The organism is Erythrobacter sp. S249, from assembly GCF_057364975.1.
In genome coordinates this window covers 1,391,225-1,413,658 of sequence record NZ_CP200287.1, presented here as the reverse complement: position 1 = coordinate 1,413,658, position 22,434 = coordinate 1,391,225, and the positions used below count along the sequence as shown (strand labels likewise).

22 protein-coding genes are annotated in these 22,434 nt (G+C 59.8%); 8 read left to right on the top strand and 14 right to left on the bottom strand.

Annotated elements, in window-relative coordinates; genetic code table 11:
* The 5 genes from katG to aroC form a co-directional block, all read right to left on the bottom strand.
* Positions 1 to 2,202 carry a catalase/peroxidase HPI gene (gene katG / locus AC0V6V_RS06590; RefSeq protein WP_486164641.1) on the bottom strand — a complete coding sequence of 734 codons (2,202 nt, stop codon included), beginning with the start codon at positions 2,200 to 2,202 and terminating at the stop codon, positions 1 to 3.
* A 246-nt stretch (positions 2,203 to 2,448) separates the two neighbouring features.
* Positions 2,449 to 4,038 (bottom strand): alkyl hydroperoxide reductase subunit F, encoded by a 1,590-nt coding sequence (gene ahpF, locus AC0V6V_RS06585; RefSeq protein WP_486164640.1) that lies wholly within the window; start codon positions 4,036 to 4,038, stop codon positions 2,449 to 2,451.
* Positions 4,039 to 4,133: 95 nt separating this feature from the next.
* Positions 4,134 to 4,700 carry an alkyl hydroperoxide reductase subunit C gene (ahpC, locus tag AC0V6V_RS06580; protein WP_486138156.1) on the bottom strand — a complete coding sequence of 189 codons (567 nt, stop codon included), beginning with the start codon at positions 4,698 to 4,700 and terminating at the stop codon, positions 4,134 to 4,136.
* A 184-nt stretch (positions 4,701 to 4,884) separates the two neighbouring features.
* Positions 4,885 to 6,030 carry a fatty acid desaturase gene (locus tag AC0V6V_RS06575; protein WP_486166259.1) on the bottom strand — a complete coding sequence of 382 codons (1,146 nt, stop codon included), beginning with the start codon at positions 6,028 to 6,030 and terminating at the stop codon, positions 4,885 to 4,887.
* A gap of 100 nt (positions 6,031 to 6,130) precedes the next feature.
* Positions 6,131 to 7,207 carry a chorismate synthase gene (gene aroC / locus AC0V6V_RS06570; RefSeq protein ID WP_486164638.1) on the bottom strand — a complete coding sequence of 359 codons (1,077 nt, stop codon included), beginning with the start codon at positions 7,205 to 7,207 and terminating at the stop codon, positions 6,131 to 6,133.
* Positions 7,208 to 7,545: 338 nt separating this feature from the next.
* On the opposite strand from aroC, the gene ruvA reads away from it, so the two are divergent.
* The 6 genes from ruvA to ruvB all read left to right on the top strand — a co-directional run bounded on the left by ruvA (position 7,546) and on the right by ruvB (position 11,157).
* Entirely contained in the window at positions 7,546 to 8,151 is a 606-nt protein-coding gene (gene ruvA, locus AC0V6V_RS06565) for a Holliday junction branch migration protein RuvA (protein WP_486164637.1), read from the top strand.
* The gene (locus tag AC0V6V_RS06560; protein ID WP_486166258.1) at positions 8,151 to 8,549 is read left to right on the top strand and encodes a hypothetical protein; all 399 of its coding nucleotides are present in this window, start codon (positions 8,151 to 8,153) and stop codon (positions 8,547 to 8,549) included. Before ruvA ends, AC0V6V_RS06560 begins: the two co-directional genes overlap by 1 nt.
* A gap of 98 nt (positions 8,550 to 8,647) precedes the next feature.
* Positions 8,648 to 9,208 (top strand): DsrE family protein, encoded by a 561-nt coding sequence (locus AC0V6V_RS06555; protein ID WP_486164635.1) that lies wholly within the window; start codon positions 8,648 to 8,650, stop codon positions 9,206 to 9,208.
* Positions 9,205 to 9,417, top strand: a complete 213-nt coding sequence (locus AC0V6V_RS06550; protein WP_486164634.1) for a hypothetical protein — start codon at positions 9,205 to 9,207, stop codon at positions 9,415 to 9,417. Before AC0V6V_RS06555 ends, AC0V6V_RS06550 begins: the two co-directional genes overlap by 4 nt.
* Positions 9,414 to 10,091 (top strand): hypothetical protein, encoded by a 678-nt coding sequence (locus tag AC0V6V_RS06545; RefSeq protein WP_486164633.1) that lies wholly within the window; start codon positions 9,414 to 9,416, stop codon positions 10,089 to 10,091. Before AC0V6V_RS06550 ends, AC0V6V_RS06545 begins: the two co-directional genes overlap by 4 nt.
* A 7-nt stretch (positions 10,092 to 10,098) precedes the next feature.
* Positions 10,099 to 11,157, top strand: coding sequence for a Holliday junction branch migration DNA helicase RuvB (gene ruvB / locus AC0V6V_RS06540; protein WP_486164632.1), 1,059 nt, complete (start codon positions 10,099 to 10,101; stop codon positions 11,155 to 11,157).
* A 260-nt stretch (positions 11,158 to 11,417) separates the two neighbouring features.
* Here ruvB and AC0V6V_RS06535 read toward each other — a convergent pair whose 3' ends face one another.
* From AC0V6V_RS06535 to acnA, 6 genes are all read right to left on the bottom strand, one after another.
* Positions 11,418 to 11,774 (bottom strand): hypothetical protein, encoded by a 357-nt coding sequence (locus tag AC0V6V_RS06535; protein WP_486164631.1) that lies wholly within the window; start codon positions 11,772 to 11,774, stop codon positions 11,418 to 11,420.
* 5 nt (positions 11,775 to 11,779) lie between these two features.
* Complete coding sequence (locus AC0V6V_RS06530; protein WP_486164630.1) at positions 11,780 to 13,054, bottom strand: hypothetical protein; 1,275 nt, start codon at positions 13,052 to 13,054, stop codon at positions 11,780 to 11,782.
* Positions 13,055 to 13,156: 102 nt separating this feature from the next.
* Positions 13,157 to 13,732 (bottom strand): rhodanese-like domain-containing protein, encoded by a 576-nt coding sequence (locus AC0V6V_RS06525; RefSeq protein ID WP_486164629.1) that lies wholly within the window; start codon positions 13,730 to 13,732, stop codon positions 13,157 to 13,159.
* Positions 13,733 to 13,822: 90 nt separating this feature from the next.
* Positions 13,823 to 14,110 carry a hypothetical protein gene (locus AC0V6V_RS06520; protein WP_486164628.1) on the bottom strand — a complete coding sequence of 96 codons (288 nt, stop codon included), beginning with the start codon at positions 14,108 to 14,110 and terminating at the stop codon, positions 13,823 to 13,825.
* Between the two features lie 94 nt (positions 14,111 to 14,204).
* Positions 14,205 to 14,660 carry a rhodanese-like domain-containing protein gene (locus tag AC0V6V_RS06515; protein WP_486166257.1) on the bottom strand — a complete coding sequence of 152 codons (456 nt, stop codon included), beginning with the start codon at positions 14,658 to 14,660 and terminating at the stop codon, positions 14,205 to 14,207.
* A 10-nt stretch (positions 14,661 to 14,670) separates the two neighbouring features.
* Positions 14,671 to 17,343, bottom strand: coding sequence for an aconitate hydratase AcnA (gene acnA, locus AC0V6V_RS06510; protein ID WP_486164626.1), 2,673 nt, complete (start codon positions 17,341 to 17,343; stop codon positions 14,671 to 14,673).
* 641 nt (positions 17,344 to 17,984) lie between these two features.
* Here acnA and AC0V6V_RS06505 point away from each other — a divergent pair.
* Entirely contained in the window at positions 17,985 to 18,623 is a 639-nt protein-coding gene (locus AC0V6V_RS06505; protein WP_486166256.1) for a hypothetical protein, read from the top strand.
* A gap of 6 nt (positions 18,624 to 18,629) precedes the next feature.
* Here AC0V6V_RS06505 and AC0V6V_RS06500 read toward each other — a convergent pair whose 3' ends face one another.
* The gene (locus tag AC0V6V_RS06500) at positions 18,630 to 19,547 is read right to left on the bottom strand and encodes a DMT family transporter (protein ID WP_486164624.1); all 918 of its coding nucleotides are present in this window, start codon (positions 19,545 to 19,547) and stop codon (positions 18,630 to 18,632) included.
* Between the two features lie 258 nt (positions 19,548 to 19,805).
* Here AC0V6V_RS06500 and AC0V6V_RS06495 point away from each other — a divergent pair, with 258 nt between their 5' ends.
* Entirely contained in the window at positions 19,806 to 21,224 is a 1,419-nt protein-coding gene (locus AC0V6V_RS06495) for a L,D-transpeptidase family protein (RefSeq protein WP_486164623.1), read from the top strand.
* Positions 21,225 to 21,230: 6 nt separating this feature from the next.
* Here the strand turns inward: AC0V6V_RS06495 and AC0V6V_RS06490 are convergent, their stop codons facing one another.
* Together AC0V6V_RS06490 and AC0V6V_RS06485 are read right to left on the bottom strand one after the other, a co-directional pair.
* Entirely contained in the window at positions 21,231 to 21,638 is a 408-nt protein-coding gene (locus tag AC0V6V_RS06490; RefSeq protein ID WP_486164622.1) for a hypothetical protein, read from the bottom strand.
* Between the two features lie 64 nt (positions 21,639 to 21,702).
* Entirely contained in the window at positions 21,703 to 22,416 is a 714-nt protein-coding gene (locus AC0V6V_RS06485) for a murein L,D-transpeptidase catalytic domain-containing protein (RefSeq protein WP_486164621.1), read from the bottom strand.
* Between the last annotated feature and the right edge of the window lie 18 nt (positions 22,417 to 22,434).

Sequence of the window (22,434 nt, the reverse complement as noted above, 5' to 3'; positions counted from 1 at the left end):
TCAGCCATGGTATTTTGCATGGGTCAGATCAAAGCGATCTGCATTCATCACCTTGGTCCAAGCCGCGATGAAGTCAGCGACGAACTTCGCCTCATTGCCAGCCTCGGCATAAACTTCGGCCTGTGCGCGCAGCTGTGAGTTGGAACCGAAGACCAAGTCCGTGCGGGTGGCGCGGAACTTCTCTGCGCCAGTCTTGCGGTCTGTGCCGATGTACTCTTCATCGCCGCTGTCATCGACCGGAGTCCACTTGGTTCCCATGTCGAGCAGGTTGGTGAAGAAGTCGGGTGTCAGCTGACCAACCCGGTCGGTAAACACGCCGTGGCTGGTGTTGCCAGTGTTTGCGCCCAGCGCTCGCATGCCGCCAACCAGAACGGTCATTTCCGGAATGGACAGGCCGAGCAAATGCGCACGGTCGATCAGCATTTCTTCGGTCCGAACGCTTGCCTTCGTTTTGAGGTAGTTGCGGAAGCCATCAGCAAACGGCTCCAGCGGCTCAAAGCTCTCCGCATCGGTATGCTCTTCGGTCGCATCGCCGCGTCCGCCAGCAAATGGCACGCTCACGCTGTGACCAGCGTCCGCAGCGGCTTTCTCAACCGCGGCCGTTCCGGCGAGCACGATGGCGTCGGCCATCGACAGATCACCGCGCAGCTCGTCGATTTTGGCAAGCACTTTGCTAAGCTCATCGGGATCGTTCGCCGCCCAGCCATTTTGCGGGGCGAGCCGCACGCGGGCACCATTGGCGCCGCCACGGTGGTCCGAATTGCGGTAACTTGAAGCCGAAGCCCATGCCGCTTTGACCAGCTCGCTCACGGTCAGACCGCTGCCAAGGATGGCCGACTTGAACGCGCTAACCGCGTTGTCAGATGGCTCCGTTCCGGCAGGAACGGGGTCCATCCAGATAAGGGTTTCTTCTGGAACCTCTGGACCCATGTAGCGGACCTTTGGCCCCATATCGCGATGACACAGTTTGAACCATGCGCGCGCAAATGCGTCATCCAGCTGCTCTGGATTGGCGAGGAAACGCTCGGAAATCTTGCGATATTCCGGGTCCATCTTCAGCGCCATATCGGCGGTGGTCATGATGGTCTGGACCTTCTTGCTGGGGTCCCGAGCATCCGGTGCCATGTCGGCCTCTTCCGGGTTGATCGGTGTCCACATCTTCGCGCCAGCGGGGCTTTCTGTAAGTTCAAAGTCGTACTTGAACAGGATTCGGAAGTAATCGTGGCTCCATGACGTCGGGTTGTTGGACCACGAGCCTTCGATGCCAGAGGTCGTGATATGGCCTTTCTCGATTTCGCTCTCGTCGGTCAGCCAACCGAGTCCCTGCAGATGCAGGTGCTCACCTTCCGGGCCAGTGCCGAAGGTGTCAGATGGCGCCGCACCGTGAGCCTTACCGAAGGCATGGCCGCCAGCGGTCAGCGCAACGGTCTCTTCGTCATTCATCGCCATGCGAGCGAAGGTTTCGCGCATGTCGCGGGCCGATTGCAGCGGATCAGGATTGCCGCCTGGCCCTTCTGGATTGACGTAGATCAAGCCCATCTGGATCGCTGCCAGCGGGTTTTCCAGCGCCTTGCCTTCGTCAGGGATGATGCGCGTTTCAACGCCTTCGTCGACCCACTGCTCTTCTGTGCCCCAATAGACGGTCTCTGGCTCGAACACGTCGGCGCGGCCGCCGCCAAAGCCGAACACTGGGCCGCCCATGCTTTCGATGGCGACGTTGCCGGTCAGGATGAACAGGTCAGCCCAGCTGATGTTCTTGCCGTATTTCTGTTTGATCGGCCAGAGCAGGCGGCGCGCCTTGTCGAGGTTGCCATTGTCTGGCCAGCTGTTGAGCGGAGCAAAGCGCTGCTGGCCGCTGGAGGAACCACCGCGGCCATCGCCGGTGCGATAGGTGCCGGCCGCGTGCCATGCCATGCGAATGAAAAACGGACCGTAATGGCCATAGTCCGCTGGCCACCAATCCTGACTGTCGGTCATCAGCGCGGTCAAGTCTGCTTTCAGCGCGGTGTAATCTATCGTGTTGAAGGCCTCGGCATAGTCAAAGTCGTCGCCGTAAGGGTTGGCGTCGCGGCCTCCCTGAGTGAGGATTTCCAGCTGGGTTGCCTCTGGCCACCAATCACGATTGGTCCGGCCTAAGAGAGAGCGCATTGTGCTGTCGCCATTGAAGGGACAGCCGTTCATTTCACCAGTTTTTGCATCCATTGGGGTTCTCCTCACCACATTGAGACTCGGGGTTGAGCCAAGGTTATGGGGAGAAGATGACCGTTTGAGTTTGATCTGTCTAATCGATTAATATGCGCTAATTGATTGATAGGATCGATTGAAGGCCCGGACTTGGCTTGAGCGCAGCACACAGCAAAAAGGGGCAAGCGCCCAGCGTTCACCCCTTGATGCCTATTGTCTGTGTCGTAGGAGCGTTGCGCGTCAGCGTGCCCGCCGTCCGCGAGATTATGCCGCCTCGGCGACCTCGTCCGCAGGTTCGTTGCGGATCAGATAGTCAAACGCGCCAAGACCAGCCTTTGCGCCTTCGCCCATCGCCACGACGATCTGCTTGTCTGGCACAGTGGTCGCATCGCCTGCGCCATAAATGCCGGGCAGGTTGGTTGCGCCGTGCTGATCAACCACGATCTCGCCATGCTGAGACAGCTCCAGGCCGGTGCCTTCCAGCCATTCCGTGTTTGGCACCAGGCCGATCTGGACGAACACGCCTTCCAGCTCGATCCGGCGTTCATCACCGCTGGTTCGATCTTTGACGACTAGCCCGCTGACCTTCGATCCGTCGCCAAGCACTTCGGTGGTCTGGCCTGAGGTGATGATTTCGACATTGGACATGCTGCGCAATTTGCGTTGCAACACATCGTCGGCGCGCAGTTTGCTGTCATATTCGACCAGCGTAACGTGGCCGACGATCTTGGCCAGATCAATCGCGGCCTCGACGCCAGAGTTGCCGCCGCCGATTACCGCGATGTTCTTGCCCTTGAACAAGGGGCCGTCACAGTGCGGGCAATAGGCGACGCCCTTATTGCGATATTCCGTCTCGCCCGGAACGCCAAGATTGCGCCAGCGCGCGCCGGTTGACAGGATCAGCGAGCGCGCCTTTAGCACCGCGCCATTCGCCATGGTCACTTCGTGCATGCCGCCTGCTTCACCAGCTGGTTTCATCTGGGTCGCGCGGGCCAGATCCATCACGTCGATGTCATAATCACCCGTGTGGCTTCTGAGGTTGTCAGCCAGCTTTGGACCCTCGGTATAACTGGTGCCGGGCAGATTCTCGATCCCAAGCGTATCCATCAGCTGGCCGCCGAAGCGCTCTGCTGCGATACCGGTGCGAAAGCCTTTGCGAGCGGTATAAACGGCCGAGGCTGCGCCCGCGGGGCCGCCGCCGATGACCAGAACTTCGAATGGCTCTTTCGCATCGAGCTTTTCAGCCGCTTTCGCGTCCGCGCCGCTGTCGAGCTTGGAGAGGATCTCTGCCAGCTCCATTTTGCCATTGTAGAAGCTTTCGCCGTTGAGGAAGGTCGCAGGCACAGCCATAATTTCGCGCGCGTCGACCTCGTCTTGGAAGGTTCCACCTTCGATCAGCGTGGCATTGATGCGCGGATTTTCGAGCGCCATCAGGGTGAGTGCTTGCACGACATCCGGGCAATTGTGACAGCTGAGTGAGAAGAACATCTCAAAGTCATAGTCGCCCTCCAGAGCGCGGATCTGTTCGATCAGATCGGCATCAACCTTTGGCGGGTGTCCGCCAGCCCAGAGCAGGGCGAGCACCAGAGAGGTGAACTCGTGGCCCATGGGCAGGCCAGCAAAGCGGACCCATTTGGTCGCATCACTGGCGCGGCGAATGATAAAGCTCGGCCTGCGATCGTCGGTGCCGTCGAAGCTGGCGCTGACCAGATCGTGCAGCTCAGCAATCTGGCTCAGTAAGTCGCGGGTTTGCTCGGACTTCTCGCTTTCATCCAGGCTTGCGACCAGCTCAATCGGCTCGCGCAGATTGGCGAAATATTGCTTTAGCTGGGTTTGCATAGTGGCGTCGAGCATGGAGAAATCCGTATTGTCTTGAGTTGGGCGGCGGCGCGGCTCTCGCTTGTGAAAGCCGCGCCGCCGAGTGTGTTTGAGTAGCCTGAGGCCGCTGCTTAGATTTTGCCGACGAGATCGAGCGATGGGGCCAGGGTGTCGCTGCCTTCTTCCCATGCTGCCGGGCAGACTTGACCTGGGTTGGCGCGCACATATTGAGCGGCCTTGATCTTGCGAGTCAGTTCGTTGGCATTGCGGCCTACGCCCTCGCAGGTTTGCTCCATGATCTGGATCACGCCGTCGGGGTCGACCACGAAAGTCGCACGGTCGGCCAGGCCTACGCCTTCACGCAGCACGTCGAAATTGCGTGCGAGCACGTGGTTTTGGTCGCCCAGGAATGGGAATTGCAGCTTCCCGATCTTGTCAGAGGTGTCGTGCCATGCCTTGTGGCTGAAGTGCGTGTCAGTGCTGACGCCGTACACTTCGACGCCCATGTCTTGCAGCATGGTGTACTTCTCGCCGAGATCTTCGAGCTCGGTCGGGCATACGAAGGTGAAGTCAGCAGGATAGAAGAAGAAGATCGACCACTTGCCCTTTACGTCTTCGTCGGTGACTTCGTAGAAATCTTCGCCGGCTTTGAAGGCTGTGGCGGTGAATGGTTTGATGGTTGAGCCGATAATGCCCATTGGTAATACCCCTTATTTGGTAATGCGTTACGTGGGGCGCGGTCCGCCCTTGACGTGCACCTCACATAGGGATTGCTGCGCTGCACAAAAGCCGATTAGTGCGATCACGATGATCGAATTTTCCAATCGAAGTTTCTGGGAACCTTCTGCGCCGTTGCGAGCGGGTAATAGGCCCGGTTTGAGCTTAGGCTTGTAGCCGTTTCGCCTCGCGAAAGCTGATCAGCTTGCGGCGATCCTCATCCCATAGCGCCAGCCACATGGAGCTGACCGCTTCGCGCGGGCCGACGCGGTTGACCTGTGCCAACTCCGGGTGTTCCCTCAACGCCGTGGGCAGGCGGTAGAACGGGATGCGGCTGACCAGATGGTGGATGTGGTGGATCGCGATATTGCCTGTGAACCAATTCATCACAGCGGGCAGGTGAAGGTAGGAACTGCCGCCAATTGCGAACTCGTGATAGGACCAGTTCTCGCGCGTGTCCCAATGTGCATCTTCGAACTGATGCTGGACATAAAACAGCCACACGCCAACCGATGCGGCGGTCAACAGCACGGGCAAGAACACGATTGCAGTCACATAGGCTCCGAAGATCAGGCCCAATGCCACGAGCAGCCCGGCAGCCGCGGCATTGGTGGCCAAGGCGCTGATCCAATAGACCGAGCCGTCCTTCATCAGCCCAATCGGCAGGCGGTGCCTGAGCAGGAACAGGTAGGCCGGGCCAATGCCCATCAGCACGATCGGATGGCGATAGAGCCGGTATCCCAACCGGCCAAACCAGCTCTTTGCGCGGTATTCGCGCACGGTCAGCGTGTCGACATCGCCAAACCCGCGCGCATCAAGGTTGCCCGTGCTCGCATGGTGCAGCTCATGGCTGCGCCGCCAGCAGTCGTACGGCGTCAGCGTCAGCACGCCGATCGAGCGGCCAAGCCAGGTGTTGGCGGTCTTGCTCTTGAAGAACGAGCCATGGCCGCAATCATGCTGAATGATGAACAGGCGCAGCAGCAGCATTCCCGCAAACGGTGTCAGCGCAAAGGCGATGTAATGCCCGGCCTGAACCGCGAACAGCATCGCGCCCAGCAGAACCGCAAATGGCAGGAAGGTGGAGGCGACCTCCCAGATGCTGCGCGAGACGCGCGGTGTGCGGAACGCGGCCAGCTCGCGGGCCAAGACGCGCGGGTTGATCGCCGGCACTGTCTCGTCGCCGGTAGTCGTAGGGGCCGGCTCGGAGCTTCCATCGTCCTGGCCGTAGGCGGCGCTGTCGAGGTGTAGGTCTGATTGCTGAGAAGGGGAAGAACGGATGGGGATACCTGCTTGTTCGTTGAGAGGGGGCAAAGCGTTGTTCTAGCTAGCCAATGGCGGGTGATGTGGCAATCGGCGTTGGTCGAATGGCAGAGCCGCTTGGTAGTGTTCGCGGCGTATGTGAGCCCGCATCCTATGCGCCGCCGACCTGAGCACGGTGCAGCAGCTTGTGATCAGCCAGCACCAGCGCCATCATCGCTTCCACCACCGGAGTTCCGCGAATGCCGACGCACGGGTCGTGCCGCCCTTTGGTGCGGACCTTGGTCGCCTCTCCATCAGAGTTGATCGAGTCCACTGGGGTCAGGATGGAACTGGTTGGCTTGAACGCCGTGCGGCACACGACCGGCTGTCCGGTTGAGATACCGCCTGCCGTGCCGCCCGCGTGGTTGCTGGCGTATTGCGGGGTGCCATCTGCGCCCGGGCTCATCGCATCGGCGTTCTGCTCGCCAGTCAGCCGCGCTGCCTCGAACCCATCGCCAATCTCCACGCCCTTGGTCGCGTTGATCGTCATCATTGCGGCGGCCAGATCGCTGTCGAGCTTCGCATAAACCGGTGCGCCCCATCCGGCGGGCACGCCTTCCGCGACGCATTCGACCACCGCGCCCAGCGATGACCCATCCTTGCGCGCTGTATCGACCAGCTCTTCCCAACGTTTCGCCGCCCAGCTGTCTGGACACCAGAACGGGTTGCTGCCGATTTCGCTGAGATTGATCGCCTCGCGGTCGATCCTGTCCCCGCCCAGCTCGCACACGAAGCCGGTGATGGTGACCTCTGGGATGATGAGCCGGGCCACGGCGCCCGCCGCCACACGCGCCGCGGTTTCGCGCGCGCTGCTGCGTCCGCCACCGCGATAGTCGCGGATGCCGTATTTCGCATCATAGGTGTAGTCCGCATGGCCGGGGCGATAGCTCTTGGCGATCTCGCCGTAATCCTTGCTGCGCTGATCGGTGTTCTCGATCATCATGCTGATCGGCGTGCCGGTCGTCTTGCCCTCGAACACGCCGGAGAGGATCCGGACCAGATCGGCCTCTTTGCGCTGAGTGGTGAACTTGCTTGTCCCCGGCTTGCGCGCGTCCATGAACGGCTGAATGTCCGCCTCGCTTAAGCCAATGCCCGGCGGGCACCCGTCGAGCACCACGCCCAATGCCGGTCCATGGCTCTCGCCCCAAGTGGTGAAGCGCAATGCGCGTCCGAAGGTGTTCCAACTCATAGCCGCCCAATTCGCCAATCTCGCCGCGTTTGTCCACCTTTGGCTGAGTGTGTGTCGCCGCAAAGCGCGATCACTCGGTTCGTCGTACGCCAGCCACGCTTGGAACGGCTGGAACACAGTCCAAAGGGAGAAAGGCAATCGATTACAGGCGCTCCGATTGATCGGAAATTTCGATCAAGAGCGATTGGTGTGAGCGGCGCAGTGTTTGGCATAGGTGAGTTCATAGCGAAGGCCCTATCGGTAGGAAAACCAATACCCTTCTGGACAACCAAACAACTTCCTCTGGTCAAAGCCGCGCAGGTAAGGCAGGAACAAACCATGTCCAAGGGAACACGAATATGATCGCGAAATTATCCGGACGGCTCGATGAAACGGGCGAGGATTGGGCCATCGTCGATGTTCAGGGCGTCGGCTATCTGGTCCATTGCTCCACCAAAACGCTTAGCGCCATGGGCGAAGTGGGCGAGGCTTGCACCGTCCACACCGATTTGCAGGTCAGCGAGAACGATATGCGCCTGCTCGGCTTTGCCGAAAGCGCAGAGCGCGATTGGTTCCGCCTGCTCACGACCGTTCAAGGGGTGGGCAGCAAAGTGGCACTGGCGATCCTGTCTGCCCTATCGACCGGCGAAGTGCGCGATGCCTGCGCAGGCGGCGATGCGGCCACGGTCGCGCGGGCGCAGGGGGTCGGGCCAAAACTCGCGAGCCGGGTCGTCAACGAATTGAAGGATAAAGCCGGCGCACTGCCCGGCGGCGGGATTGCGGGCGTTGCCGGTGCTGCGGTTCCGAAAGGCGGCGCAAGCGCTGATGCGGTGAGCGCGCTGGAGAACCTCGGCTTCAAACCAGCGGTCGCAGCCCAAGCCGTGGCCCGCGCACACAGCGAGCTGGGCGAGGATGCAAAGGAAGGCGATCTGATCCGCGTGGCGCTGAAGAAGGCAGCTGGGTGATGGAGGGGCCGACTAAGCTACCGTTCATCGTGATCGGTGGCGCGTATTCTGCCGCGATCATTGTCCTATTTCTCAAACTTGGCGCGTTTGATCATCACTTAGATTTGTTGTCTATGGCAGTCATCATAGGCTTGGGATTTTGGGCGATTTTGCCGATCGGAATTGGCATTTGGTTAGGTCGTAAGCTAGTTACGGAATGGGTTGCCATTTTCTTATACTCCGCCGTGATCTTGGTCGCAGCATTGGGGTACTATCTACAATGGGCAGGTGTATTTTTAGTCGAACCCGATCCGTTAAATGCGATCGTGATAGTCATCGTCCCAGCTTTGCAATGGCTCGCTGTGGGGATTTTGTTCGTCGCTGCATATTGTTTGGACCGCTATGTCACGAAGTCTTGATAATCCGTTCGAGAATTCTCGGGCTCGCCATGTTACTCGTGGTTCCACAGACACGGACTAAGCCAGCACCGCTCAAAATCACCACCAAAGGAATACCCATGCGTTTCGCTTTTCTGATCCCGGCGCTCTTTCTCGCCAGTCCAGCCGTTGCGCAGCAAGCTGATCTCAGTGCCTTCAAAACCGGCCCGGTGTTTGAGAAATTCGGCCCGCATGCACCCGTCGAAAGCATGACCGATCTGCCCGCCGATGCGAGTTTCAGCGTCGCGTTTGATGTCGCCGAAGCGGCCGCCGAGGGACAGCGTCACCGCAGCTTTGAAAGCGTGGCGCGCTTTATCAATATGCATGTCGCCAATGGCGTTGATCCGGCGCAAATCCGCGTCGCATTGGTGGTGCATGGCAAGGCCTCGCTCGACCTGCTGAGCAATGAGGCATGGGCGGCGAGAGAGCGCGGCGGAGAGGCCAGCCCTGACGTCAATCCCAGTGCTGCGATGCTGCGCACCATGATCGATTACGGCGTCGATGTGGTGCTGTGCGGGCAAAGCGCGGCGGCCAATGGCATCGCGCCTGAAGAGCTGATCGAAGGCGTGCGCATGTCGCTCTCGGCGATGACGGCCCATGCGGTGCTCCAGCAAAACGGCTACACGGTGAACCCGTTTTGACGCAGGACAACGACCTTCGCCCCGGATTGAACATCCCGCGCTGGCTTTTGCCCTTGCTGGCGGGCGGGGTGGTGGTCGCCTTTATTCTGGGCGCAAGCGGCGCGGTTGAAATCTCTGGCAAAAGCGAATGCGAGGAGGCAGGGGGCACCCTGCTTGATGGGCCGGGCGTGCGCGATTGCATCATGCCAGAGGAAGGGGAGGGCGCATGACCGGCTTTACGCAAACTATGCTGGCCGAAATTGGTCCAAGCGTTGCCGTGCCAGAGCCAATCCTGGCCTATTTTCGATGGATTGAGGCCAATAGGCTGGACCGTCATTTTGATGGCTCAGACGGATTCCGACATGCTCTGCTCGACCCTGCGCTGGAAAACAGCTGCATGGGCATCACTCCGCCCGATCCTGACCATGCGCGGCTGTGGGTGGGCTGTGACAAGCCAGAGGTTAGCGAGCGTTTGGTCCCGTTCTGCAAGACTGGCGGCGATGGCTCTTATGCAGCATTCTGGGTGGATGATGCAGAGGATTCTCAGATTGTTCATTTGGGGTCGGGTTCGGGGTCAACCATGATTGGTGTGATGGTTGGCGATCCGGTTGATTTCTTGCGTCTGCTCGCGATTGGATATGATGAGCTCTGCTGGTCAGAAAACCACGGGCGCACGCCTCTTGAGATCCATGAAGAAGAGCATCCGCGCGGAGATTATGAAGGCATGGAAGATGAGCGGCCCCAGCCGCCCGCCGCGCCGATGGCTCTGCGGGCTTGGGTGGCCGAGACGTTCGGCGCAGTGATACCGCACAGGGCATCGGAAATCATGCGAGATATGCCAGAAATGGGCGATAAGAATAGTGATGATCCGTTTGTGAAATGGCTAAAGCGGGTGCAGGGCTAGGGCCGTTATGACCGACGAAACACCGATCCATTCGCCTGACCGGCAGCCTGATGATCCCGATGCCGCGCTGCGCCCGAAATCGCTCAAGGAATTTATCGGCCAAGAGGCCGCGCGCGATAATCTGCGCGTGTTCATCGAAAGCGCGAAATCGCGCGGCGAGGCGATGGACCATACGCTGTTCTTTGGCCCTCCGGGGCTGGGCAAGACGACGCTGGCGCAGATCGTCGCCAATGAGCTTGGCGTGGGGTTCCGCGCGACCTCAGGCCCGGTGATTGCAAAGGCGGGTGATCTCGCCGCGCTGCTCACCAATCTAGAGCCGCATGATGTTCTGTTCATTGATGAAATTCACCGGCTGAACCCAGTTGTCGAAGAAGTGCTGTACCCTGCGATGGAGGACCGTGCGCTCGACATTATTATTGGCGAGGGGCCGTCTGCGCGCAGCGTGCGGATCGACCTGCCGCCCTTCACTTTGATCGGCGCGACCACCCGCCAGGGTTTGCTGACGACGCCACTACGCGACCGGTTCGGCATTCCGGTACGGCTCAATTTTTACACCCATGATGAGCTTGATCAGGTGGTGACGCGCGGGGCGCGGCTGCTGGGGCTCAATATTGATAGTCAGGGCGCTCGCGAAATCGCTCGCCGCTCGCGCGGGACGCCGCGGGTTGCTGGCCGTTTGCTGAGGCGCGTGCGCGATTTTGCCCATGTCGCGGGCGAGGGCACGGTGACGCGCGCGGGCGCTGACAACGCGCTGACCCGGTTGGAGATTGACCGGCTGGGTCTGGACGCGATGGATCGGCGCTATCTCACCATGATTGCAACCACTTACAAGGGCGGCCCGGTGGGCGTGGAGACGCTGGCAGCGGGCCTCGCAGAGCCGCGCGACACGGTCGAGGATGTGGTCGAGCCTTACCTCATCCAGCTGGGTCTGCTGGCGCGTACCGCGCGCGGCCGGGTGCTCAATGATGGCGGGTGGGAGCATCTGGAAATGACCCCGCCAGCCCCTGCGGCTGCGAATCGGGCCAGCGCCGATGGCCAGCCCAGCATGTTTGGCGAGGGCGATTAGCCGCGTCAGGCTAACGCAGCGACTTACTTAGCCCGCATATTCGGTATCAAACTGGGACAGGCCCTCTGAAAAACCACGCTTTTGGTGGGTTTTTCGGCGTTAGCCGCGGTGAATCATGGTTAACCGCGTTGTGCGCGGGCCTGCCGAAGCATCATGAGAACGTTGGATTTGGTGAAGGAGCGGATGGGCCGCCCCCTAGCCACCACAAGCAAACGCAAGGTTCGTATCTCATGTCGATCAAACTGGCCGCAGCAAAGCTATCAGCCACCGCCGCAGGGCTCGCCCTGATGACCGGGGGTGCTGTGCGAGTGGCAGAGCCGATGAACACGGATGATCCCCAGTTCACCACCAATATTGATGGCAAGTTGGTGGAGACCCGCACCCGCATGGTGAAGGGCGAACCGATCCAGATTAAAACGCGTACGCGTCAGCTGCCACCACCAGAGCAGCGCCGCCGGCGTATTGTTGAGCGCACGATTGAGTGCCAGCCAGAACAGCCTGGCTTTGGCGGTCCTGGCGCAATTGCGGGCGTAGCGCCCGGCGCGGCCGCCGGTGCTGGCGCAGGTCGCATCGTGCAAACCTATTTCGATCCAGCTGAGTGCCCGCCCATCGCTCAAGTTGCCTACGCTCCTGCGCCGCTCCCACCATTGCCGCCCATTCGCGGCGGCGGCGGCTCGGCTGCTCCGGTTGTAATCGGCGGCAGCGGCGGCTTTGGCGGTTTCGGCGGCGGCTTTGGCGGCGGATTCTTCGGCGGCGGCGGTTCGTCGAGCGGTGATGTCTCCGTGGTCAGCACCACGACTTCGGGCGGCGGCACGACGAGCGACGGGGTGTCATCCTCGGGCGGCATTATCATCGATATCGATAATTCAACCTCGACGACATCGTCTTCTGGCGTGGTCACCTCGACCAGCTCCAGCGGCACGGTCACATCGTCAACGGGCGCAGTTTCGACCTCTACCTCGAGTTCGTCAGGTGATGTGTCGAGTTCAACCGGCGCTGTTTCAAGCTCAACCGGTGCAGTGTCTTCGTCGACCGGCAACGTGTCTTCGTCCTCGGGTAACGTCTCCAGCTCGTCTGGGAATGTCTCGTCGTCTTCGGGTAACGTTTCGAGTTCGTCCGGCAACGTATCCAGCTCTTCGGGCAATGTTTCGAGCTCATCCTCGTCATCGTCCAGCTCATCGAGCTCTTCAAGTTCGTCTTCGTCGTCCTCAAGCAGCTCATCGGGCGGTAACACCAGCACTGGCGGTGATACCTCTACGGGCGGCACGACCACTTCGAGTGGCGGTTCCACCGGTGGGTCGAGCAGCGGCAGCAGTTCAGGCAGCTCATCGAGCTCCAGCAGCGGCGGTTCTTCGACGACCACAGGCGGAGTGACCTCAACCGGCGGCAGCACGGGCGGTTCATCGTCCAGCTCTTCTTCAAGCTCGTCTTCGTCCTCAAGCAGCTCGTCCTCATCGGGTGGCAGTTCGGGTGGTTCCGACGGCTCTAGCGGTTCGAGCTCAGGCTCGTCTTCGGGCAGCTCGTCTGGTTCGTCGTCGAGCGGCAGCAGCTCCGGCGGCGCGTCCTCCAGCTCTTCGTCTTCGGGCAGCAGCTCTTCATCGAGCAGTTCATCCTCTTCGGGCGGCGCCACATCATCTGGCGTATCGACCAGCGGCGGCAGCACCTCAGGCGATATGACCAGCAGCACCAGCTCCTCGTCGGGCAGCTCTTCGTCTTCGTCGAGTTCTTCCGGCTCTAGCTCTGGTTCGTCATCGGGCGGTTCAACCACCTCGAGCAGCAGCACTTCGAGCTCGTCATCTTCGTCGAGTTCCAGCAGCTCCTCCGGCGGCACCAGCAGCGGTACGGAAGTCCCTGCGCCGCCGATGACTGTTCTGTTCGGCTTGGCCGCAGCAGCCATCCTGGGCCGCAAGAAATTTCGGATTAAGCGCGGCGCATAAACGCCTCGCTTTTCAATCTCCTGGTGAAAGGGCGGTTCTGCGTTAGAGCCGCCCTTTTCGTATCAGGGGTTGGTTTGCGGTGCGACGGCCTGTAACTGCGCAAACATGGGTTCAGCTTGCCATGGCACCTCGGCAATGGTCATCACGCCGTCCAGCTCCCAGACATTGGCATAGCCATAGCCGACCAGATTGATGAATGTCGGGATGTTAAGCGCGAGCGGTGCGGCCTTTAGGCCGATTGGCTCCACATTATCGCTGAAATTGTTGTTGCAATAGATATAGATCGGGCGGTCACGGTTCTCGCCGATCACCTTGGCCAATTTCTCGTCGGTGAAGTCTGAAAACGGTAGGTTCACTGCGCCTTCAATATGGCCAAGCCGGAACGCTTCGGCAGACCTAGTGTCGAGCAATAGAGCGCCATCGGCGAGCGCTTGCTCAAGAAACATGTCCTTGGGAAGTAGGCGCTGTTCGCGCAGCTCAGCGACTTCACCCGTCAGTCTAACAAAGGCGGGAAAGTCGATTTGCGGTGTTGGACTCTCCAACACGTCAGGCTGTCCCTGAGGTGTTTGATCTTGGGCCGAGGCACCTGCTGCGGCCAACAGGGCAAGCATTGGTGCAGTCATCAGAATAGGTCGCATTAGCTTTCCCTCCTCATTTAGAGGGCAGTCATGCGTGCCTAAGAATGAAAGGGCGCTGAACAGTGTGGCTGCGTATATGGCATGCGGCCATCAGTTGGCGTTGGGGCTGAGCCCTTTGCCGCGGCGTTGCATTTCGCCAGCATTTTCTCTGCTGCGCCGACCCAGCGAGGCCCATTCTTTTTTGGTCGCGCAGACTTTCTTTTTGAATTTCGACCCGGTGACCGCTGTCCGGCGGCAGACAATTTTGTCTTCATCATTGACGGCTTCTTCAGGGGCGGCCTCTGCAGCTGGATCGGGCTTCGGCGCTGGCGCCTCGGCTGGCTGTGCTTGCAGTGCCAAGAAAAGGCCGGCCATCAAGCCTGTCAGTTCAGTCAACATTTGTTTCCCCTAATTGCGTTCGAAGCATCAATCTTACAATCAAACACATTAATGCGACATTTTGATGATAGATGTTGCTTGTCGGAGCAAATGCCTAGTCCGTCGAGTTTGCCTCACGCCAGGCGTTGATGCCCCCGGCGAGATGTTTGGCTGGCTCGCCAGTATGCGCTGCGAGTTTTTCCGCCGCGATGCCGGAACGCCGGCCTGACCGGCAATAGAGCACGACTTCGCGGCCATCGGATAGGTCGAGCGCGGCCGGATCAAAATCATCGAGCATGATGTGCTCTGCGCCGGGAATCATGCCTTCGGCCACTTCATCATCGCGCCGCACATCGATCAGACGGACATTGCCGGCGTCTATCATGCTGGTGAGTTCATCCACGCTGAGGTCGACGACAGCCGCCTCTGCGCTCGCTTCAACCGCCGCCTCTGTGCCAGCCGATTCGTTGATTTCTTCCTTCACAGCCTCCTGAAGGGTATCATCCGCATTGCACGCCGCAAGGCACAGGCTCGCAGCCACAATTGAAATCATTGAAGTGCGAGCCTGCATAGCTGAGTTCCTATGCCGCCAATTTGCGCAGAACGTAGTGGAGGATGCCGCCATTGCGGTAATATTCCATCTCGTTCGCAGTATCGATCCGGCACAATGCGGTGAAGCTGAACGTGGTGCCATCGCCGCGGGTGACGTCGATTGTCACGTCCTGACCCGGGGTCAGATCGGCAAGGCCGCGAATGCTGAAGCTGTCGTCTGAGCCAAGGCCCAGGCTCTTGCGCGTGTCGCCGCCCTTAAACTGCAGCGGCAGAACGCCCATGCCGACGAGGTTCGAGCGGTGGATCCGCTCAAAGCTCTCAACGATCACAGCGCGCACGCCGAGCAGGATGGTGCCCTTGGCCGCCCAGTCGCGTGAAGAGCCGGTGCCATATTCCTTGCCGCCAACCACGATCAGCGGAGTGCCATCCGCCTTGTGCTTCATAGCCGCATCGTAAATCGGCATTTGCTCGCCATTGTAAGTGGTCTCGCCGCCTTCGACGCCCGGGACCATCTCGTTCTTAATGCGGATATTGGCGAAGGTGCCGCGCATCATCACATCATGGTTGCCGCGGCGCGAGCCGTAGGAGTTGAAGTCCTTCTTCGCGACCTGATTGCTGTTCAGATAAGAGCCAGCAGGGCTGTCTTCCTTGATCGCGCCAGCGGGCGAAATGTGGTCGGTGGTGACCGAGTCGCCGAGGATCGCGAGCGGCTTTGCGCCTTCGATATCCTGGATCGGCGCAGGCTCCATGCCCATGCCTTCAAAGTATGGCGGGTTGGCAACATAGGTGCTGCCCGCGCGCCATTGATAGGTGTCGGATGGCTCAACGGTGATCGCCTGCCAGTGCTCGTCGCCGTCATAAACGTTGGCATAGCGGTTTTCGAACATCGAACGGTCGATATTGGCCGCGCGGTGCTCGGCGATTTCCGCATTGCTTGGCCACAGATCGGCCAGCATCACGTCATTGCCGTCTTTGTCTTGGCCCAGCGGCGTGGTGGTGATGTCTTCGGTGACGGTGCCCTTCAGCGCATAGGCGACGACCAGCGGCGGCGATGCGAGGAAGTTGGCGCGCACGTCTTGCGATACGCGGCCTTCAAAGTTGCGGTTGCCCGACAGGACAGAGGCCGCAACGATGTCATTGCCGTTGATCGCTTTGCTGATTGGCGCAGCGAGCGGGCCAGAGTTGCCGATGCAGGTGGTGCAGCCATAGCCGACGAGGTCAAAACCGATCGCGTCGAGATCGTCCTGCAGGCCGGATTTGACCAGATAGTCGGTCACAACTTGGCTGCCCGGCGCGAGTGATGTCTTCACCCAAGGTTTGGGCAGCATGCCGCGTTCATTCGCCTTTTTCGCGACCAGACCAGCGGCGATCAGCACGTCGGGGTTGGAGGTGTTGGTGCAGCTGGTGATCGCGGCAATTACAACGTCGCCGTCGCCAATATCGTGGTCTTTGCCGTCAACACCGACGCGAACGGGCGCGTCTTTCTTATAGGTGGTCTTGAGGTCGCCATTGAACAGCTCATCAACCTCAGGAAGGATGACCTTGTCCTGCGGACGCTTCGGTCCGGCCAGGCTTGGCACAACCGAGCCCATGTCGAGCGAGAGTGTGTTCGTGAACACAGGCTCGTTCGCTGGGTCGAACCACATGCCTTGCTCTTTCGAATAGGCTTCAACCAGAGCGATGTTTTCTTCTGAGCGGCCGGTGAGGCGCATGTAATCGAGCGTCTTGTCGTCGATCCCGAAGAAGCCGCAGGTCGCGCCATATTCCGGCGCCATATTGGCGATGGTCGCGCGGTCGGCGAGGGTGAGGTTGGCGACGCCCGGGCCGTAGAACTCAACAAAGCGGCCAACCACGCCCACTTCGCGCAGCATCTGCACGCAGGTGAGAACGAGGTCAGTGGCGGTGATGCCTTCGGCCATGCGGCCTTCCAGCTTAAAGCCAACCACTTCTGGGATCAGCATGGAGATCGGCTGGCCGAGCATCGCTGCTTCGGCTTCGATCCCGCCAACGCCCCAGCCGAGCACGCCCAGGCCGTTGATCATGGTGGTGTGACTGTCAGTGCCGACGCAGGTGTCAGGGTAGGCGACCATCGCGCCGCTGGTGTCTTTGCTCGACCACACGCCTTGGGCGATGTGTTCCAGGTTCACCTGGTGGCAAATGCCGGTGCCAGGAGGAACCGCAGAGAAGTTCTCAAAGCTTTTTGAGCCCCATTTGAGGAAGTCATAACGCTCTGCATTGCGCTCATATTCGAGCGCCATGTTCGCTTCCATCGCTTTCGGATGGCCAAATTCGTCAACCATGACCGAGTGATCGATCACAAGGTTGACGGGAACCTGCGGATTGATCTTGGCGGTGTCGCCGCCGAGTTCCTTGATCGCATCGCGCATCGCGGCGAGGTCAACCACGCAAGGAACGCCGGTAAAATCCTGCAGCAGCACGCGGGCTGGGCGATATTGGATTTCATTGCCGGTCACCGGGTTCTTCTGCCAATCGACAATCGCCTGCGCATGCTCCTTGCCAACGGTGAAGCCTTCGTCTTCAAAGCGCAGCATATTCTCCAGCAGCACTTTCAGTGAAATCGGCAGCTTGGAGACATCGCCCAATTGCTCCGCCGCTTTTGCGAGCGAATAGTAAGCGTATTCTGTTCCGCCAACATTGAGGGTTGAGCGGGTTGCGAGCGTGTCCTTGCCGACCTGTGTCATCGAGGCGTTTCTTCCTTGTCTGTGGTGTGTTCCGGGCGGGTTCCGCGCCGGAGAAATGTCTTCTGGATCACCTGCTAGACCTTGGCCGCTAGGTCAAGTGCGGCGTGGCCCCTGCGATCCCGGCGCTGCACATTTTACAACAGTTAACTTTCCGAATCTGTGGCCTCGGTGCAAAAGCCGTTTCGCAGCAGGGACGCGGAAAAAAATGAATAACAACGCGCAGTCGCACAGGGCGAAAATTAACAGTCTACGCGCCGGATTATTGGGCGCAGTGACAATCGTCATAGCTTGTTTTGGGGCAGCCGTCGCCTTTTCGGGGGAACAGGCGGAGGCACCACAGGGGTACTCGGCGGCGTTGGTCCAATTGGGGGCAACCAATAGCCCTCGGGTCGCAGCTGGAAACGAACCGTAGAGTTCACACCCGGCTTACCAAGGGGGTCGGCCGGATCGGCGTTTGCGCGCTGATCCGGCCTTTTTTGTGTCCGCTGCAGTTGCGGTCCTATGCAATCCTGTATCCTTTCATGATGCGTGATTGCTTCAAATTTGCATTTAGAATAAAAGGCTTATCGCACAGTGACTGTTGTGCGGGGGGAGAAATGCAAATGACACGAGTTTTTCGATCACTTGTTTTAGGCACTGCGTTGATTGCTACGTCTGGCTGTACAACCGTGATGGACGAAACCGTCGGCTTGATCGGCAGTGCGGTGGGGCCGCGCGCCGACAAAACGGCTGATGGGGCTTATGTCCTGCCGACCTTCAGCACCCCCGATGATGGCACCCGGTTTTCGGCCAATTCAGCGGCAGAGGCGCATAACAGCCTGGCCCGCATGGTTACCGGCATGAACAAGAGCGAGCGGCAGTATTTCGCGCGGGTGTTTGGCGCGCTGGGATATTACCACGGATGCAAAGATCGCGACCGCCGCAGCTATGTGCCTAACACGTTCACCAATCCCAAGAAGTATGGGATTTGCAACATGAGCACCTATTACGAGGACTCCAAATGGGTCTCGCTGAATCTCATCTACCGCGGCCGGCCCGATTCTGAAGTCCTCCGTACGGTTCAGCGGCGCTATCTGGTGGGCGGCGCGCCGATCGGTGAGCCTTATAATGTTGGCTATGGTTCGGCGACCGCGTGGAACCGCTGGATCGAATGGTCAGGCCACCGGCTCGATGGTATGACGCGAACAGAGATCGTGGCGTTCTTCCTCGACAAGACCAATGGCCGCTACGGCAATCAGCAGCAGTTGAATCAGCGTCCCTACGAAGTGCAGGGCAGCTAACGAACCCTAAGGTGTTTGGCTGGCGCTCGCACTTGGCGGCGCTGGCTGCGCCTTGCGGGCCGCGATCCAGCATCCTGCGATAATCAGCGCGGTTCCCGCCAGCGTCGTCAGCGTCACTTCTTCGCGGAAGAACAGCCAGCCCAGCACGCTCGCCCAGAGAAATCCGGAATATTCAATCGGAACCAGCGCCTGCGCCTCTGCGCGGGCATAGGCCCAGGCAATCGCCATCGCGCCGGTGACGGTGAAGGCGCTGGCAATCGAAATCGACCCGACTGCGCTCAGATCAGGCGTGGCCCATAGGAATGGCGCAAATAGCAGCAGCACCAGCCCGCCGACCCCGCTGTGAAAAGTGGCGATTTCCACTGGCCCGGCGACCTGCGATTGGCGGCGAATCACGATGAAATTATAGGCGTAGAGTAGGGCAGAGAACATCAGCGAGATCAGCCCGAGGATGAGATCATTGCTCATTTCCGCGCGCCCAAACTGCCCGCCGATAATCACAATCGCCCCGACAAAGCCGATGATGCTGGCATAGATTGCTTGCGGTTGGATTTCTTCGCCCAGCAACGCGCGGGCGAGGTAGAGCGCGATCAGCGGCGAGATAAAGCTGATCGCAATCGCTTCGGCCAGCGGCATTTTGGTGAGCGCGTAAAAGAAACTGAGCGCCATAAAGGCGGAGATAGTCCCGCGCTCCAGATGCAGCTTCATCACCGCGCGCTCTGGCCAGCGGCCCGCGCCATTTCTCAGCATCGGTGCCAGCCAAAACGGCGCGATCATTGCGGCCCCGATCAACGCGCGCAGCAATGTGGCGGTATAGGCCCCGGCGGCAAGCGCCGCGCCCTTCATAAAGGCGTCCATCAAGGACAGCAGCCCGACCCCGGCTAAAGCGGCCAAAAAAGGCAAAAGGCGGTGGGAGCTGTTCATTGCGGGCCTGCCCTAATGGCGCATCGGCGGCGCGTCACTTGGAAACTCGCGTAGGCACCGCTTTCGTGCCGCTGTGCAGGGGCGATTGCGCGGCGGCTACACCCGCGCCTCTCATTAATATGCGTAAACCCCAGCGATTCAGCCAAGCGAAAGGGCATATCGCATAAACATCCGCTTGAATCGGGGGGCCTCAGAGCCTTATAACTATGGTTACTGCGTCGCCACCGGGCGGCGCGTATTGGGATGCTAGAGATATTTATGCGCAAACACCTCAGCAAATTTGCCGCTGGAGCAGCACTTTCAGCGATCGCTTTTGGCGGCGCCTCCGCGCAGCAGGCCGAGCCTGCTGACCTGCTTGCCGATGCGCAGGCTGAACCAGCCGCTGATACGCAGACGGCCCCTCAAGCGCAGGAGCAATCCGGCAGCTTTGACGAGGCTTTTCCGGGCAGTGTTTCTGCGCCGCTCGTACAAGGCGACCTTGGTCCCACGCCAAAGCCGAACATTCAGGCCTGGTCGACCGAAAACGCCGCCGCTCTGATCGCGGTGATCAAAGGCATCGCCAGCGAAGGTCTCGACCCGGCGGATTATGATCTGCAGGCGCTCAAGGTCTCGCAGGCCTCCGGCCCATCGGCAGAGCTCGATATGCTGGCCTCGAAGAACTTCCGTTGGCTGGTGGAGGACATGCGCGATGGCCGCACGCCAATGGATGCGCGCAAGCAATGGTTCGTCGTTGACCCAGACCGCGACACGTATCGCACCGCAGACCTGCTGGAAAAGGCCGTTCAAACCGGCGATATTGCTGGCACTTTGGCGGACCTCGCACCGACCCATCCCGATTACGCGCGGCTGAAAGACGAACTGGCCAAGACACCGGCGAGCGAACCGGCCAAGCGCAAGCTGATCCGCGCGAATATGGACCGCTGGCGCTGGCTCGCCCGTGATCTGGGCACCATGTATCTGATCACCAATGTGCCGGAATATCAGCTGCGCCTGACGGTGAATGACAAGATCATCAAGACCTATCGCACCGTTGTGGGTAAGCCGGGCCGCACCGCGACCCCGCAGCTCGCTGAAATGGTCGAAGGCGTGGTGTTCAACCCAACCTGGACCGTGCCGCAATCAATCGTGAAGGGCGAAGGGCTGGGCAATAAAGTGCTCAACAATCCAGCCTGGGCGCGGCGCAATGGCTATAAGGCGACCAAGAATTCCAACGGCTGGATCACCGTGGTTCAGCAGCCCGGGCCGGGCAATTCGCTGGGCCGGATGAAGCTGGAAATGCCAAACCGGCATGCGATCTTCTTCCACGATACGCCGTCGCGGCACCTGTTTAAGAACGCCAATCGCGCGCTCAGCCATGGCTGTATCCGCACGGAAAACGCGCTCGAAGTGGCGATGCTGGTCACGATCCTTGGCAAAGGTGCGACCAAAGAAGAGGCGGTGCAAATCTCCACCTCAGGCAAATACACCAAGGTGAAGAACAAGCGCGAGCTGCCCGCGTACATCACCTATTTCACGATGGCGTCTGACATTAATGGTGACATGACGACGTTCCAGGACATTTATGGCCGGGACAAGCCGGTGCTGGCGAGCCTGGACAAGCCGCGCGTCGACAATCGCACGGATTTGATCGACGATGAGGTTATTGTGATTGAGGACGACCCGCGCGTTGGGGGTTAGTCGCTGCTAATTACCGAGCGCGATGATCAGGCTGCGCCTGTAGAGCAAAGCGGCGGGTAGAGCGAAGCAAGCGGTGATCCCGAGCAAAATGGCGTCGAAGTCCCCGGAAAATGGTTGCTGTGCGGCCAAGGCATAGAATGCGAAGCATCCGAGCGCCGAGGAAATCAGAGATATCGCAAGGCCTTTGGAACCTGCTAGCTCATTGCCAATCAGCTTAGCTATGGGCAGGCCCAAAATCATTAGCGCGATAAAGTTTCCCAAGGCACCCAAAACCATCGCAACCATGAAAACTAGGGGCAAGGCTTCCATCAATTTTTGGGTATCATGAAGTCCCGCGATATCCATGAATTTCGCATCGACAATCGTGACCGCTACAATTGCTAGGACTCCGATTGCTGCGGCGATTACACTCACTCGAAAGATTGGCTTCGCTTCGGGAAGCACAGAAAGGTCGAATGCAGGCCGATAGGGCACTATCTTAGAACGACCCCGGGGCGTAGCGCTGAACATCGCTTGGGCGCTCGGGTTGCAGCGGTTCGTACTGCGGGCGCTGCGCGATGCTGCCATCCTCGTTCAGGCCTAGGCTGTCGGCGAACAGCAAGCGCCCGCCAGACAGGTTGAGCAGGGCAATGCGAAACTGCTCCTCGCCCAGCGCAAAGCAGCCATTGGAACGGCCCAGCCGGCCCCAGCGATCAATATGCGACGGCTCGGCATATTTGGCGCGGTGCATCACGATGTAGCGGCGCAGGGCGGCATCATTGGTTGGGTCGAGGCCCCCGAGGCGCACCGATGTGCCATAGCGCCCGACATACCATTCCCATGTCACATAGGCGCCGCGGCTGGTCGCGTTGGAGCCTTCGACATTGGAATAATTGTTGAGCCAGCCGTCATGCTCTGGATCAGAGCCAGTGCCGTGGCTGACGTGATAGCTTTGCACCTCTTGGCGGTCCAAATTGACGAAGTGAAACCGCCGCTGCGCCGAGTGCACGCCGAAATCGGCAATGCCCACAATATCGCGTTTCCAGATTGCCGCGCCTGCCCGGTTCAGCTCACGATGGGCAATGTCGAACAGCTTGCGGTCGCGCGCAGAGCCTTTGATCGGCTGCGCTGCGAGGGTCGCTGGCAAAGCAGGAGCAGCCAAAGCCGCGCCTGCGACTAGGCCAGTTTTGAGAAGATCGCGCCGTTTCATCATGCTCAAACTAATAGCCTA